Below are 14656 nucleotides of genomic sequence, written 5' to 3'. Positions count from 1 at the left end.
ATTTACATTTGTCAGCCACATGTTAAATGACATCTCGGTAAGGTGATTTCAAGGGGAAAGTCACAAACTTGTCCCTATGAAAAAGCCAATTAGTTTAGATGTTATGGAGCACACATGAGCGAAACCGTATCTCAAAATAAAGAAACTCGTGGTTTTCAATCAGAAGTAAAACAACTACTGCATTTAATGATCCATTCTCTTTATTCAAATAAAGAGATCTTTTTGCGCGAGCTGATCTCTAACGCATCAGATGCATCAGACAAACTGCGCTTTCAGGCGTTATCTAACCCAGATCTATACGAAGGTAATGCAGATCTTTGCGTGAAACTGTCGTTTGATGAAAGCGCAAATACCTTAACCATTTCTGATAACGGTATCGGTATGAGCCGTGATGATGTGATTGAGCACTTAGGAACAATCGCAAAATCTGGAACAGCCGAGTTTTTCTCAAAGCTATCTGAAGAGCAGAGCAAAGACTCTCAGCTTATTGGTCAGTTTGGTGTTGGTTTCTACTCGGCATTTATCGTTGCTGACGCCGTTACCGTGCGCACTCGCGCTGCGGGTCTAGCCGCTGATGAAGCGGTACAATGGCACTCAGCGGGTGAAGGTGAGTACACCATCGAAAACATTACCAAAGAGTCACGTGGTACCGACATCATTCTTCATATGCGTGAAGAGGGTAAAGAGTTTTTGAATGAGTGGCGTCTACGTGACGTTATCAGTAAGTACTCTGATCACATCGGCATTCCTGTTTCAATCCAAACTGTCGTTCGTGATGACGAAGGCAAGGAAACAGATGAGAAAAAGTGGGAGCAAATCAACAAAGCCCAAGCACTGTGGACGCGTAACAAATCTGATATTTCAGAAGAAGAGTATCAAGAGTTCTACAAGCACGTATCACATGACTTTGCCGATCCCTTGGTCTGGAGTCATAACCGTGTAGAAGGTAAAAACGACTACACGAGCTTACTATACATCCCATCGAAAGCACCTTGGGATATGATGAACCGCGACCACAAATCAGGCTTGAAACTGTACGTACAGCGCGTATTCATTATGGACGATGCAGAGCAATTTATGCCGTCATACTTACGCTTCGTACGTGGTTTAATAGACTCAAACGATTTACCGCTAAACGTATCGCGTGAGATCTTACAAGACAATAAAGTGACTCAGTCTCTACGTAATGCTTGTACTAAGCGCGTGCTAACGATGCTCGAGCGTATGGCCAAGAATGACGAAGAGAAATACCAATCATTCTGGAAAGAGTTTGGTCTTGTGATGAAAGAGGGCCCTGCGGAGGACTTTGCAAACAAAGAGAAAGTTGCAGGTTTATTGCGCTTTGCTTCAACTGAAGTGGACTCTTCTGAGCAAACTGTGGGCTTGGCGTCTTACGTTGAGCGCATGAAAGAAGGTCAAGATAAGATCTACTACTTGACGGCAGACAGCTATGCAGCTGCGAAAAACAGCCCTCACTTAGAACAGTTCAAAGCGAAAGGCATTGAAGTTATCTTGATGTACGACCGCATTGATGAGTGGCTGATGAACTACTTAACTGAGTTTGATGGTAAACAGTTCCAGTCAATCACTAAAGCTGGGCTTGATCTAAGTCAGTTTGAAGATGAAGCAGAAAAAGAGAAGCAAAAAGAAACCGAAGAAGAGTTCAAGTCGGTTGTAGAGCGCACGAAGTCTTACCTAGGCGATCGTGTGAAAGAAGTTCGTACGACCTTCAAACTCGTATCTACGCCTGCTGTTGTGGTAACGGACGATTACGAAATGGGCACTCAAATGGCGAAGCTTCTTGCGGCAGCTGGTCAAGCTGTGCCGGAAGTGAAATACATCTTTGAGCTAAACCCTGAGCACAAATTGGTTAAGCGTATGGCTGACGAAGCCGATGAAGAAGCGTTTGGTCGCTGGGTTGAAGTTCTGCTTGGTCAGGCAATGCTAGCGGAGCGAGGCTCTATTGAGGATCCAACAGAGTTCTTAGGAGCCGTTAATCAACTTTTGACTAAGGTGTAATAACCTCTGCAAATCAAAAAGCTCGCATTTCGCGAGCTTTTTGTTTGTTGTCGCAAAATTTTGCATCTCAAGTGCTGAGTTAATAATCAATAGGGCGTGAAAGAGGGTACTGTTAACATTCTTTAGTCTTAATACACTCTTTGCTCAGAGAACCTGTGATAGAATCTGCGACTTGAATGTGAGTAATAAGGCGTGTATTTTTGCTCGCCTATATACGTTATACCGAAACTTATCGTTGCAGGTGCTTCTCAGGTTTGATGTCTAAGAGGTCAGCTATTGTGAGCTTCGGTATAAATCTTAAATATTAAAGAGGATAAATCATGCGCATCATTCTTCTAGGTGCTCCAGGTGCAGGTAAAGGCACACAAGCAAACTTCATCATGGAAAAATACGGTATTCCACAAATCTCTACTGGTGATATGCTTCGTGCTGCTATCAAAGCAGGTACAGAGCTTGGTAAACAAGCTAAAGCTGTTATTGACGCTGGTCAGCTAGTTTCTGATGAAATCATCCTTGGTCTTATCAAAGAGCGTATCGCTCAAGAAGACTGTGCAAACGGTTTCCTACTAGATGGTTTCCCACGTACTATCCCTCAAGCTGACGGCCTAAAAGAAATGGGCGTAGACGTAGACTACGTTATCGAATTTGACGTTGCAGACGATGTGATTGTTGAGCGTATGGCTGGTCGTCGTGCTCACCTTCCTTCTGGTCGTACTTACCACGTGGTTTACAACCCGCCTAAAGTGGAAGGTAAAGATGATGTAACTGGTGAAGATCTTGTTGTTCGTGATGACGACAAAGAAGAAACAGTACGTGCTCGTCTAGGTGTTTACCACGAGCAAACTGCACCGCTAATCAACTACTACGGCAAAGAAGCTGAAGCAGGCAAGACTAAGTACCTTAAGTTTGATGGTACTAAGCAAGTAGCTGAAGTTAGTGCGGATATCGAGAAAGCACTATCTTAATTTGCTGAAGTCAAAAATTTAATATTTTGATATATTGAAAGCGGCCCAAGTGGTCGCTTTTTTAGTTTACTCGTAAACATATATCTAATTAACCTCAGCTCGGCTATTCGTTACTTCGAGGTTACTTAAATATATGAACCAAGCCGTTTACCATGAATAGGATGTTATGAAAGAGAATAATAAACAGGGTGTACTCCTAGTTAACCTGGGAACTCCTGACGCACCAACCGCTCCTGCCGTAAAGCGCTTTTTAAGTCAGTTTCTTCATGATCACCGAGTGGTAGACATGACTCGATGGCTTTGGTGTCCACTATTGCACGGCGTTATCCTTCCTATCCGAGCTCCTAAAGTTGCCAAACTCTATCAATCAGTATGGATGGAAGAGGGCTCGCCGTTGATGGTGTACTCTAAACGCCAAACGGAAAAGTTGGCACAAAAGCTTGATATACCTGTAGAGCTTGGTATGACGTATGGTAACCCAGGTTTACAATCAGGCTTTGAAGCCCTATTGGCGCAAGGCGTTGATGAAGTCATTGTTTTACCTTTGTATCCGCAATACTCGGGCACAACAACGGCAGCGGTTTCTGACGGAATCACTAAAGCATTTAAAAACCTGCCTGTGATGCCAAGCTTTAGCTTTATTCGTGATTATTACAATCACCCGAAATATATTGAAGCGTTAGCGCATTCAGTTCGTGAACATTGGCAAAAGAATGGTCAGGGAGATTACCTGCTGTGTTCTTATCATGGTATTCCAAAACGCTATGCTGACAATGGTGATGTTTACCCACAGCATTGTGAAGAGACGACTCGCTTGCTTGGGGAAGCGTTAGGTTTAAGCGAACAACAAATTGGCATGACGTATCAGTCCCGATTTGGGAGAGAAGAGTGGCTTCAACCTTATACCGATAAGACCCTAGAGGCACTTCCTGCAAAGGGTGTGAAAAATATTAATGTTGTGACCCCCGCATTTTCGTCAGATTGTTTAGAGACGTTGGAAGAGATCTCGGAAGAGTGTAAAGAGATTTTCCTTGAAGCTGGTGGCGAAAACTTTACCTACATCCCTTGTTTGAACGATAGTGAACTTCATATCGAGATGATGGTTGAGTTAGTTCAATCTAAACTTTAGATACAAAAAAGGGTCGCAATAGCGACCCTTTCTACGTTTAGTTGAGCGATCAAGCAACTTGTACTTGCTGCTCTTCTGCTTGCTCTGCCGTGCTGTGCGTATTTTCAGCGCCATGCATCCAGCGAACGAGTGTATTAGAGAATAGGAGCAAAATTACGCCACTTACGGTTGCGCTGACCGCAATACCACTAAAGATAGCCATAGCGCCTAACTCGCCTACGTGAGAGCCCACATAGCCCGCAACATAGTTAGCAATCGCATTACAGCCAAACCATGCACCCATCATAAGTGAAGCTAAGCGAAGCGGTGCTAATTTAGTCACCAATGAAAGACCAATTGGTGATAAACACAGCTCGCCTAATGTGTGGAAGAAGAAAGCGCCGACCAACCATAACATCGATGTTTTTACTGTTGTATCTCCACCTTGTTCTAGCACTGCGCCAACCATACAAAGGAAACCAATCGCCAAGAAAAATAGTGCCATCGCAAATTTCACTGGCGAAGTAGGTTCACGTTTACCCAATTTTACCCAAAGGACAGCCAGAACTGGCGCTAGAGTAATAATGAAAAATGGGTTTAGTGATTGGAACCACGCAGCAGGAACTTCGAAACCACCAATCATGCGATCAGTATATTGTTGAGTGTAGATGTTCATCAGACCACCAGCTTGTTCAAAGCCTGCCCAGAAGACAATAGTGAATAAGCTCATGACCAGAATTACTTTTAGTCGATTCACTTCTTCTTTGGTGAGTGGCTGCTTCGTGGTGGCGTTTTTGTTGTTTAGATCTCGTTTCGCCGCTGGTTCGCGACCAATATCACCAAGCCATGATTGAGCCAGTACCATTTGCATCACTAGGCTAACCAGCATACCCACACCAGCGGCAACAAAGCCAGCTTTCCAACCGTAAGAGGTTGTCACAGAGCCAGAAACGACGCCGGCAAGTAATGCACCTAAGTTGATACCCATATAAAAGATAGTGAATGCGCCGTCACGACGGTTGTCACCTTCTTGATAAAGGTCGCCAACCATGGTTGAGATATTTGGCTTAAAGAGACCGTTACCAGTGATAAGTAGGCCAAGACCTAAATAGAAACTGTGTAGCGAACCAATACCTAAAGCATCAGCAGGAAGTGCAAGAGTAAACTGGCCGATGGCCATTAACGCGCCACCAAGCAAAATTGAGCGACGTTGACCTAAATAGTTATCTGCTAGGTAACCACCGATAAGAGGCGTGATATACACAAGCCCTGTGTATATGCCGTATAGGTCTAATGCGTCTTTGGTTGACCAGCCAAGGCCGCCATTCATTGTTGTATCAGTAAGGTAAAGCACGAGAATGGCACGCATTGCGTAGTAAGAAAAGCGTTCCCACAGTTCTGTACCGAACAATAAGAGCAGGCCACGTGGATGACCAAAATATTGATGTTGGTTTGACATAAGCTCTTCTAATAATAGTTATTACATTTTTTAACGACTTCTACGTATACAATGCAATTCAACGAGTGACAAATAATAAAATTTTGCCATTCAACTATTTTTGTTTGTTAAGTGGCTGTTTTTGATTGGATTTGCAGATTATATGATGGTGTATTGGTTGTGTTACAAACTTAATTTCCATTTTTGCCTATGGACTTCTTTATCGTAAGTTGCTGAAAAATGTCGTTAATGCGAGCGATGTATAATCATACTTTTATAGATAAACTGAATATCAATGACTCAACTTTGGCTTAATGCTAGGATAAAAACAAAATAGAATTGGCTAGTAAAAAGATGAAACGTTGGTATCTACTTTATTGTAAACGTGGGGAGCAGGTTAGGGCGAAACAACACCTTGAAAATCAAGGTGTAGAGTGCTTTTATCCAACTGTAGAAGTTGAGAAGATTTTGCGCGGTAAAAGACAAAAAGTCGAGGAACCGCTGTTTCCTTGTTACGTATTCGCTTACTTTGATTATGAGCAAGGGCCAAACTTCACCTCAGTCCGCTCTACTCGAGGTGTTGTTGACTTTGTGCGTTTTGGTGCTCAACCGAAAGAAGTTCAAGGTGACTTGGTCTTCGAATTGATGCAGCTAGAAAAGTGTTGTAATGACAATACCGTTTCTGAATGTATGCCAAAACCAGGCGATCAAATTAGAGTTAAAAGCGGTCAATTTGCGGGCATAGATGCCATCTTCCAAGAACAAGATGGTGAGAAACGCTCAATTATGCTAGTTCAGATGATCACCAAGCGTGTGCCTGTCAGCATAGACAATAGTGATTTAGATTTAAAATAGTCTAATTCCATCAAACATAAAAAGAGGTGCAAAAGCACCTCTTTTTGATCGTATCTAATTTTCTGTCTGTTTTAAAAGGATTGGACGAACCGACCCTTATCTTTATCGTAGAGAATTAGTATGAGTCGTTGTGAACGGTCTGTACTGCACGACCTGATGGGTCAACACAGTTTTGGAACGATTCATCCCATTCAATCGCCTTCGCTGAAGAACACGCTACTGAAGGGCCTCCTGGTACACACTCTGCTGCTGATGGAAGTGGGAATAACTCTTCAAAGATTTCACGGTACGCGTAGCCTTCTTTTGTCGTTGGCGTGTTGTATGGGAATCGATATTGAGCTGTTTCCATCTGCTGGTCTGTCACTTTCTGTTCTGCTACTTCTTTCAGCGTATCGATCCAACTGTAGCCAACGCCATCAGAGAACTGCTCTTTTTGACGCCATGCGATCGATTCTGGCAGGTAGTGCTCGAAGCACTCACGAAGGATGTGTTTCTCCATTTTACCGTTGCCACACATCTTGTCTGCTGGGTTCAAGCGCATTGCTACATCAATGAACTCTTTATCTAGGAAAGGTACGCGTCCTTCAACTCCCCATGCTGCCAGCGACTTGTTAGCACGAGCACAGTCGAACATGTTCAGAGCAAGCAGTTTACGCACTGTCTCCTCGTGGAACTCTTTCGCGTTTGGCGCTTTGTGGAAGTAAAGGTAGCCACCAAAGATTTCGTCAGCGCCCTCACCAGACAATACCATCTTGATACCCATCGCTTTGATCTTACGACCCATTAAGAACATAGGTGTTGATGCGCGGATAGTCGTCACGTCATACGTTTCAATGTGGTAAATCACGTCACGAATCGCGTCCAAACCTTCTTGAATCGTGTACGTCATTTCGTGGTGAACGGTACCAATTTGGTCGGCAACTTCGCGAGCTGCTTTCAGGTCAGGCGCGCCTTCTAGGCCAACAGCAAAAGAGTGCAGTTGAGGCCACCAAGCTTCAGACTTTTCATCATCTTCAATACGCATCGCTGCAAAGCGTTTTGCTACCGCAGATGTAATAGAAGAATCTAGACCGCCTGAAAGAAGTACACCGTAAGGCACGTCAGTCATTAGTTGGCGTTTAACAGCCGCTTCTAGCGCTTCAGTCAATTCTTCTTTGCTAGTGCTGTTACCTTGTACTGCTGCGTACTCGTTCCAGTCACGAACATAGTAACGTGTTGGCTCAGTATCTTTAGAGCTGTAGTAGCTACCAGGAGGGAATTCACTTACTGTTTTACATACTGGAACAAGAGCCTTCATCTCTGATGCCACATAGTAGTTACCATGCTCATCGTGACCTTGATAAAGAGGGATAATACCAATATGGTCACGGCCGACTAAATACTCATCTTTTTCTTCGTCGTAGAGCACAAAAGCGAAAATACCGTTTAGTTCTTCAAGGAGATCTGCACCCATATCTTGGTAAAGTGCAAGAATGACTTCACAGTCTGAATCGGTTTGAAATTCGTACTTTCCTTCGTAACGAGCACGAATTTCTTTATGGTTGTAGATTTCACCATTGACGGCAAGGATGAGCTTCTTATCAGGGCTGTATAGCGGCTGTGCACCACTATTTAGACCAACAATCGCCAAGCGCTCGTGCGCTAAAATAGCACGCTCTGAAGAGTAAATCCCAGACCAGTCTGGGCCACGGTGACGAAGTTTTTTCGACATCTCTAATGCGATAGGGCGCAATGCGGCTGCATCGCTTTTAATGTCTAAAATGCCAAATACTGAACACATACTACATCCTTACTAAACTAAACAATTTCTAATCGGTATGGTTTAAATTTGCCATTACTAATAAAAAAAGCAACGTTTTGTGATTAAAAAAATGATAAAAGGCCTTGTTGTGTGGAAAATATTTAACTCAACCGTTGTTTTGGTGAATGAGATCAAGGTTTGGTATAAAAAATATACAAAAAAGGCTTTCTATCAATAGAAAGCCTTCCGAAAAATATCAGTGCTGTTGCTTATTTAATTGGTGTGAATTTAGGTTGAAGTTGTTTACAGACGTGTCGAGCAAAACCGCTACCAGCTTCACTATATATATTGAATGCTGCGTCAACGCCATTTTCAAGTAAGCCTTCCAATTGATCTGGGTATTCGGCGATAGCGGCAATTTGCCCCTTATATTTTCTGCGTTTAAGCTGCTCAAGTGCTGTTTGGTTACCTTGATGATGTGGCATTGCAAGCAGAACCAGTTTTACATGACCTGTATCTAAAATTCGCTCCCAGAAATCCGGGTCGGTGGCATCACCAGAAATCACATTTCTTCCTTCTGAACGATGATGATGTGCAGCGTCTTCACGAATTTCTATACCCAATGAAATTTTGCCATAGCGTGAGCGTAGCTCATCATAAGCGCCCGTTCCAATACGCCCCATACCTAAGATCAATACTTGGGCATGACCTGGGTTGATGAGTTGGTCGCGTTGATTGAGCTTTTCTACCGCTGTCTCTTGCAGCCACTTACCTGAATGTTGATAAATTTTATGGCTAAGGCGGTTAAGTGGCGCGGAAATTACAAAGGATACCGACACCGCAACCGCAATCGCAGCAAGCATATCACTTGGCATCCAGCCCATTTTATAGGCCAACCCAGCAACAATAAGACCAAACTCACTGTAGTTAAATAGTGATAAAGAGGCGAGCAAAGAGGTACGTACTCGAAACTTAAAATGATTAATAGTGACGAAGTACAAGAGTCCTTTGATTGGTAGCAGTAAGATAAATAGCAGGGCGAGAACGACGCCATTCACGCTCAATGAGGCGGATAAACCAATGTTTAAAAAGAAGCAGACTAAAAAGAGCTCCTTCATATTGAATAATGACTTGGATAGTTCTGAGGCTTTTGGGTGACCTGCGAGTAGCATGCCTAAAATTAGCGCGCCCAAGTCTGGTTTCATCCCGACCAACTCGAATAGCCCAGCACCGACAACAAGCGCGAAGAAAATACCGAATAGCACCAGCATTTCGCCGTGGCCAACTTTATCGAGCAGCTTATAGAATAGGGGACGAAGGAAAGGCAGTGCGAACAAACCGATGGCATACCATTCTGGGACTTTTCCGGTTGAAGCAGTCAGGAATACTACGGCAAAAATATCTTGCATAACCAAAATACCGATCGCGAGTGTGCCGTAGGTCGCGTTCATTTCGCCTTTTTCTTGCAATGCTTTTACGGCAAAAACGGTACTAGAGAACGATAGTGCAAAAGCTAAAAGCAGGATTTGGCTGCCGTCCATACTGGCTAGCGAAGTCAAGCCCAGTAGTTTTAAGCCGGATAACGCTAGGGCAAAAAAAGCGGTAGAGAGTATGTTGTGGGCGGTTGCCCCTCCCCATATTTCTTTGGACAGCAGGGTTTTTACATCGAGTTTGAGTCCAATAGTAAACAGAAGAAGAGTAACACCAAGATCTGCGAGAGTGACGATAACGTCATTGCTTTGGTAACCAAATGCATGCAAGCCAAATCCAGCTAGTAGAAAACCAACGAGGGGAGGGAGGCTGCATTTAAGCGCAATAAAACCAGCTAAAAAAGCGGCTGTAATTAGAATAATTTCCATACTGTTGAGCTGTATTCCTGATATACAAAAACGGGCTGTGAAAACACAGCCCGAGATTGTAACTCAATTGGTTGTATAAACTTAGTCTTCCAGTAACTTTTGTAACAAAACTCCGTTTAGCATAGCGCGTTTAATCATCGCAAATGCGCCCATCGTTGGCTGCTTATCAATGTGAGAAGCCACGATAGGGAGGTCGTTATGGAAAGTTTTAAGAGATTGATTCTCTACGTTGCGTTGAATTGCAGGGAAAACAATATCTTGTGCTGCAGTAATATCGCCAGCAATTACAATTTTCTGTGGATTAAATAAGTTAACCGTAATCGCAATCGCTTTACCTAGCTGGTTGCCCACTCGCACTAAACTCTGTTTCGCAAGTTCATCACCATTCATTGCGTGCTGACATACCGCTTCAATTGTGATGTTTTCAAGGTCGGTTAAGCTTGATTCGTATCCTTGAGTAATCAGTTGCTTCACTCGTTGAATAATCGCTGGGTTTGCAGCTACGGTTTCTAAACAGCCAAAGTTTCCACATTGGCATTGCTCGCCAAGCGGGTCAATTTGGATATGACCAATTTCACCGACGTTGCGGTTAAAACCAAGAAAAACCTGGCCGTTAACGATAATACCTGCGCCAGTACCGCGGTGGACGCTAACCAAAATAGAATCCTGGCAGTCTTGGCTTGCTCCAAAGTAGTGCTCAGCCAACGCCATGCCACGTACGTCGTTGCCAACAAAGCATGCTGTATTAAACTTCTCTCCAACAATTTCACCGAGAGCAAGATTATCGATATCGGTATTAGGCATGTATTCGACCACGCCAGTTGTTGGGTTAACAAGGCCCGGTAAAGTGATGCCGATAGCGATGAGTTGATCAATTTTGTCTTCGCAACGGCTTACGAAATCTTTTAATAAATCGATAAGTCCTGCGATTAAGTCTGCTTGGTTAGTGTAGTGCAGTTCATGCTGATCTTCTGCCAGCGCGGTACCACCTAAATCGTATAAACTGAACTGTACGTAATCTCGACCTAAGCGAACGGCAATCGAATGAAAAGGTTTGACTTCAGTAGTCAAAGAGATCGCACGACGACCACCAGTTGAAGCTTGTTGGGCGACCTCCTTAATAAGGCCGCGCTCTAAAAGTTGGCGGGTTATTTTGGTAACACTAGCAGGCGCGAGCTGACTCACGTCCGCGACTTGAATACGGGAGATAGGACCTTGCTGATCAATCAGCCTATATACCGCAGCGCTGTTAAGCTGTTTTACTAAATCTACATTACCAATCTGTCCGCCATTCATGCTTAATTTTGCTCGTATTGTCCGTTAACAACCGTCGCTTTTACTTTAAAGTCACGATCGAAAATAGTCAGGTTTGCAACCATCCCTTTTCGAACTCGGCCAAGGCGATCCTCAACACCAATTGCTGTTGCTGGGTATAACGTGGCCATTCGTAGAGCTTCGTCTAAAGCGATCCCCGCGTGCTCAACTGAATTCTGAACTGCTTCAATCATTGTCAAAGCTGAGCCGCCTAGCGTGCCATTTTCATCAACACACTTACCATCTCGGTAATATACTTTCTTACCGACAAAAATAAAGTGATCAATGTTAGCACCTGCTGGAGCTGTGGCATCCGTCACCAAAACAAGCTTTTCACCTTTGATTTTATGAGCAATTCGGATGTTTGCGTAGTCGACGTGAAAACCATCAGCAATAATGCCAGCGTATACGTCAGGAGTATCGTAAATTGCACCAACAACTCCTGGTTCACGACCAACCATTGGTGTCATTGCATTAAAGAGGTGTGTAGCAAAAGTAATGCCTGCTTCAAAGCTTTTACGTGCTTCGGCGTAGGTTGCATTTGTGTGGCCAATTGAAACCACGATGCCAGCAGCCTTTAATCGCGCAATATGCTCTGGGTCGTTATGCTCAGGTGCTAGTGTTACTTTCGCTACGATATCGGCGTTTGCGCAGATAAGGTCGATCATGCTTTCGTCTGATGGGCGAATAAAATCGACGTTATGGATGCCTTTTTTCGCGACGTTAAGGTAAGGACCTTCGAGGTGTAAACCAAGCGATTGATTTTGATACTTGTTGTGGTACTCACGAGCTGCGGCAATTGCAGTTCGCATATCTTCATCAGATGACGTAATGAGTGTTGGCAGGAAGCTAGTACAGCCAGATTTGAGGTTTGCCTGGTGCATGATTTGCATGGTTTCAGGGGTAATTGCATCGTTTAGCATTACACCGCCACAACCGTTCAACTGCAGATCGATAAAGCCTGGACTTAGATTAGCGCCTGCAAGGTCTTTTACTTCGATGCTTTGAGGTAGCTCAGAAACCGGCACAATAGATTGAATAAGATCATTTTCGATGATGACCGCATGATCGGTAAGAACATCACTACCGGTATAAATTTTACAGTTACTTAGCGCGTACATAGTCAGCTAGTCCTTATAGATGAGAATTCAATTTCTATATCGTTATCTAAGTAGAGACTGCTTCAGTCATATGGGTACTTAGTTTGTATCACTGAATTAGATAACGAGTCACATACAGCAAGTCGCGTTTTATCGATGTTATTGTCATAGTAACTAACTGAAAAGTAATAATTGTATGGTTTTTTTATGATTCTTTTTCAGAGCAAAGTTACAGTGATTTACCCGCCTAGATACCAAAATAACACTGATTCTGCCTTGCATAAAGTGCGAGAATATTATCTTTAAAACGCCATTTTTTCGTATAATAAAATAAGTTTTATGATCTCGCTAGCAAAAACCTTCCGAAAGGGCAAATTGTGGTGATTATGATCACAAACGGTGAGCTTTTAATTTGCGGAGCAAAATTAATATCATAAACTTAGGATGACTAAATTGGACGGCTGAAATAAGTCATTCAACATAACATCTAATCCTATAGGGGGAACTTAAGGTGAACATTCTCGGATACTTCCAGAAGGTGGGTAAGGCGCTTATGGTGCCGGTTGCCACACTTCCTGCAGCAGCAATACTCATGGGTATTGGCTACTGGATCGACCCAAATGGCTGGGGCGCAAACAGTGCACTTGCTGCATTTCTTATTAAAGCTGGTGCAGCGATCATTGACAATATGTCAGTATTGTTCGCTGTTGGTGTTGCTTACGGAATGTCTAAAGACAAAGATGGCGCCGCTGCACTTTCAGGTTTCGTGGGCTTCTTAGTTGTCACAACGCTTTTGGCCCCTGGTGCAGTATCACAAATTCAAGGCATTGACCCAAGTGAAGTACCTGCTGCATTTGGTAAAATCAATAACCAGTTCGTCGGTATCTTGGTTGGTATTGTTTCTGCTGAGTTGTACAACCGTTTTTCTCACGTAGAGCTGCACAAAGCACTGGCGTTTTTCTCTGGCAAGCGTCTTGTACCGATCCTAACGTCTTTTGCTGGTATCGTTATTGCGTTCATCCTGATGTACGTTTGGCCATCAGTTTACGGCGGTCTGGTAAGTTTTGGTGAAAGCATTCAAGGTATGGGTGAAGCAGGTGCAGGTGTTTACGCATTCTTCAACCGTCTTCTAATTCCTGTTGGTCTGCACCATGCACTAAACTCAGTGTTCTGGTTTGATGTTGCTGGTATTAATGACATTCCAAACTTCCTTGGCGGTGCGAAATCATTAGCTGAAGGCACGGCAACGGTAGGTGTTACGGGGATGTACCAAGCGGGCTTCTTCCCAATCATGATGTTTGGTTTACCAGGCGCTGCTCTAGCGATGTACCATACTGCGAAATCAAAGAATAAAGAGAAAGTGGCATCTATCATGATTGCAGCTGCGTTTGCTTCATTCTTTACAGGTGTAACAGAACCACTTGAATTTGCATTCATGTTCCTTGCTCCAGGACTGTACGTTCTTCACGCAGCGCTGACTGGTCTATCAGTTTATATCGCGGCATCAATGCAGTGGATTGCAGGTTTCGGTTTCTCTGCTGGTTTAGTCGACTTAGTATTGTCGACTCGTAACCCGCTAGCGGTAAACTGGTACATGCTCATTGTACAAGGTCTTGGTTTCTTTGCGGTTTACTACTTCGTGTTCCGTACCGTGATTGTTAAGTTTGGCCTTAAAACACCGGGACGTGAAGATGATGAAGAAGCTTCATCTAACGTGGCTGGATCAAGCAATTCTTCAGAGCTTGCTCGTCAGTACTTGAAAGCACTTGGCGGTCATGACAACCTAAGTTCTATCGATGCCTGTATTACTCGTTTGCGCCTTTCTGTGAAAGATATGAGCGTTATCAATGAGAAAACTCTGAAAGATCTTGGAGCTATGGGAGTTGTGAAGCTAGGTACAAACAACCTACAAGTTATCCTTGGTCCACTAGCAGAGATTGTTGCTGGTGAGATGAAGAATGTATCTAAAGATGAAGACTTAAGTGGTGTTCAGCTACCAGCTTAACTGTTTAATAGTGGTGTGATTGTTTGTTATTGGTATTGCAAACAATTGATACTACAACATCGCAAAAGGCCTCCGCAGGAGGCCTTTTTTCGTTTAGGCCCTTTGAATCTGCTTTGCTTTCACGCCAACTCGATAAATATTGTCGTTTTAGAGCGAGTTCTTGTTGTCTAATTGCTTAGAATTGTGGATCATTAGGAACAATGTACTCTGTGAAACCATACTTGGATACAGGGTTCCGTTTTCTCTGACAAT

General features: G+C 43.6%; 10 protein-coding genes. 5 read left to right on the top strand and 5 right to left on the bottom strand.

Features of this window, described 5'->3' with window-relative positions:
• The first annotated feature begins 114 nt into the window (after positions 1 to 114).
• From htpG to hemH, 3 genes are all read left to right on the top strand, one after another.
• The gene (gene htpG, locus R7Z50_RS18335) at positions 115 to 2019 is read left to right on the top strand and encodes a molecular chaperone HtpG (RefSeq protein WP_213961846.1); all 1905 of its coding nucleotides are present in this window, start codon (positions 115 to 117) and stop codon (positions 2017 to 2019) included.
• Positions 2020 to 2339: 320 nt separating this feature from the next.
• Positions 2340 to 2984: an adenylate kinase gene (adk, locus tag R7Z50_RS18330; RefSeq protein ID WP_005382094.1), complete on the top strand. Its 645-nt coding sequence runs from the start codon at positions 2340 to 2342 to the stop codon at positions 2982 to 2984.
• A 166-nt stretch (positions 2985 to 3150) separates the two neighbouring features.
• Positions 3151 to 4113 carry a ferrochelatase gene (hemH, locus tag R7Z50_RS18325; protein ID WP_054575221.1) on the top strand — a complete coding sequence of 321 codons (963 nt, stop codon included), beginning with the start codon at positions 3151 to 3153 and terminating at the stop codon, positions 4111 to 4113.
• 49 nt (positions 4114 to 4162) lie between these two features.
• On the opposite strand, the gene R7Z50_RS18320 is transcribed toward hemH, so the two are convergent.
• Positions 4163 to 5551, bottom strand: coding sequence for a peptide MFS transporter (locus R7Z50_RS18320; protein WP_318149193.1), 1389 nt, complete (start codon positions 5549 to 5551; stop codon positions 4163 to 4165).
• A 333-nt stretch (positions 5552 to 5884) separates the two neighbouring features.
• Between R7Z50_RS18320 and rfaH the strand changes: the two genes are divergently transcribed.
• On the top strand, positions 5885 to 6385 hold the full coding sequence (gene rfaH / locus R7Z50_RS18315) for a transcription/translation regulatory transformer protein RfaH (protein ID WP_005382098.1): 501 nt from the start codon (positions 5885 to 5887) through the stop codon (positions 6383 to 6385).
• Between the two features lie 115 nt (positions 6386 to 6500).
• On the opposite strand, the gene asnB is transcribed toward rfaH, so the two are convergent.
• The 4 genes from asnB to nagA all read right to left on the bottom strand — a co-directional run bounded on the left by asnB (position 6501) and on the right by nagA (position 12420).
• On the bottom strand, positions 6501 to 8165 hold the full coding sequence (asnB, locus tag R7Z50_RS18310) for an asparagine synthase B (RefSeq protein ID WP_171343130.1): 1665 nt from the start codon (positions 8163 to 8165) through the stop codon (positions 6501 to 6503).
• Between the two features lie 230 nt (positions 8166 to 8395).
• On the bottom strand, positions 8396 to 9985 hold the full coding sequence (locus tag R7Z50_RS18305) for a cation:proton antiporter family protein (protein ID WP_005384981.1): 1590 nt from the start codon (positions 9983 to 9985) through the stop codon (positions 8396 to 8398).
• 81 nt (positions 9986 to 10066) lie between these two features.
• On the bottom strand, positions 10067 to 11281 hold the full coding sequence (nagC, locus tag R7Z50_RS18300; protein ID WP_005382105.1) for a DNA-binding transcriptional regulator NagC: 1215 nt from the start codon (positions 11279 to 11281) through the stop codon (positions 10067 to 10069).
• Positions 11282 to 11283: 2 nt separating this feature from the next.
• On the bottom strand, positions 11284 to 12420 hold the full coding sequence (gene nagA, locus R7Z50_RS18295) for an N-acetylglucosamine-6-phosphate deacetylase (RefSeq protein WP_005384983.1): 1137 nt from the start codon (positions 12418 to 12420) through the stop codon (positions 11284 to 11286).
• Positions 12421 to 12910: 490 nt separating this feature from the next.
• Here nagA and nagE point away from each other — a divergent pair, with 490 nt between their 5' ends.
• Positions 12911 to 14404, top strand: a complete 1494-nt coding sequence (gene nagE, locus R7Z50_RS18290) for an N-acetylglucosamine-specific PTS transporter subunit IIBC (RefSeq protein WP_005384985.1) — start codon at positions 12911 to 12913, stop codon at positions 14402 to 14404.
• The last annotated feature ends 252 nt before the right edge of the window (positions 14405 to 14656 follow it).

It is taken from the genome of Vibrio sp. 1249-1, assembly GCF_033340495.1.
The sequence above is the reverse complement of the archived record's forward strand: the minus strand, read 5'-3'. Positions and strand labels throughout refer to the sequence as shown.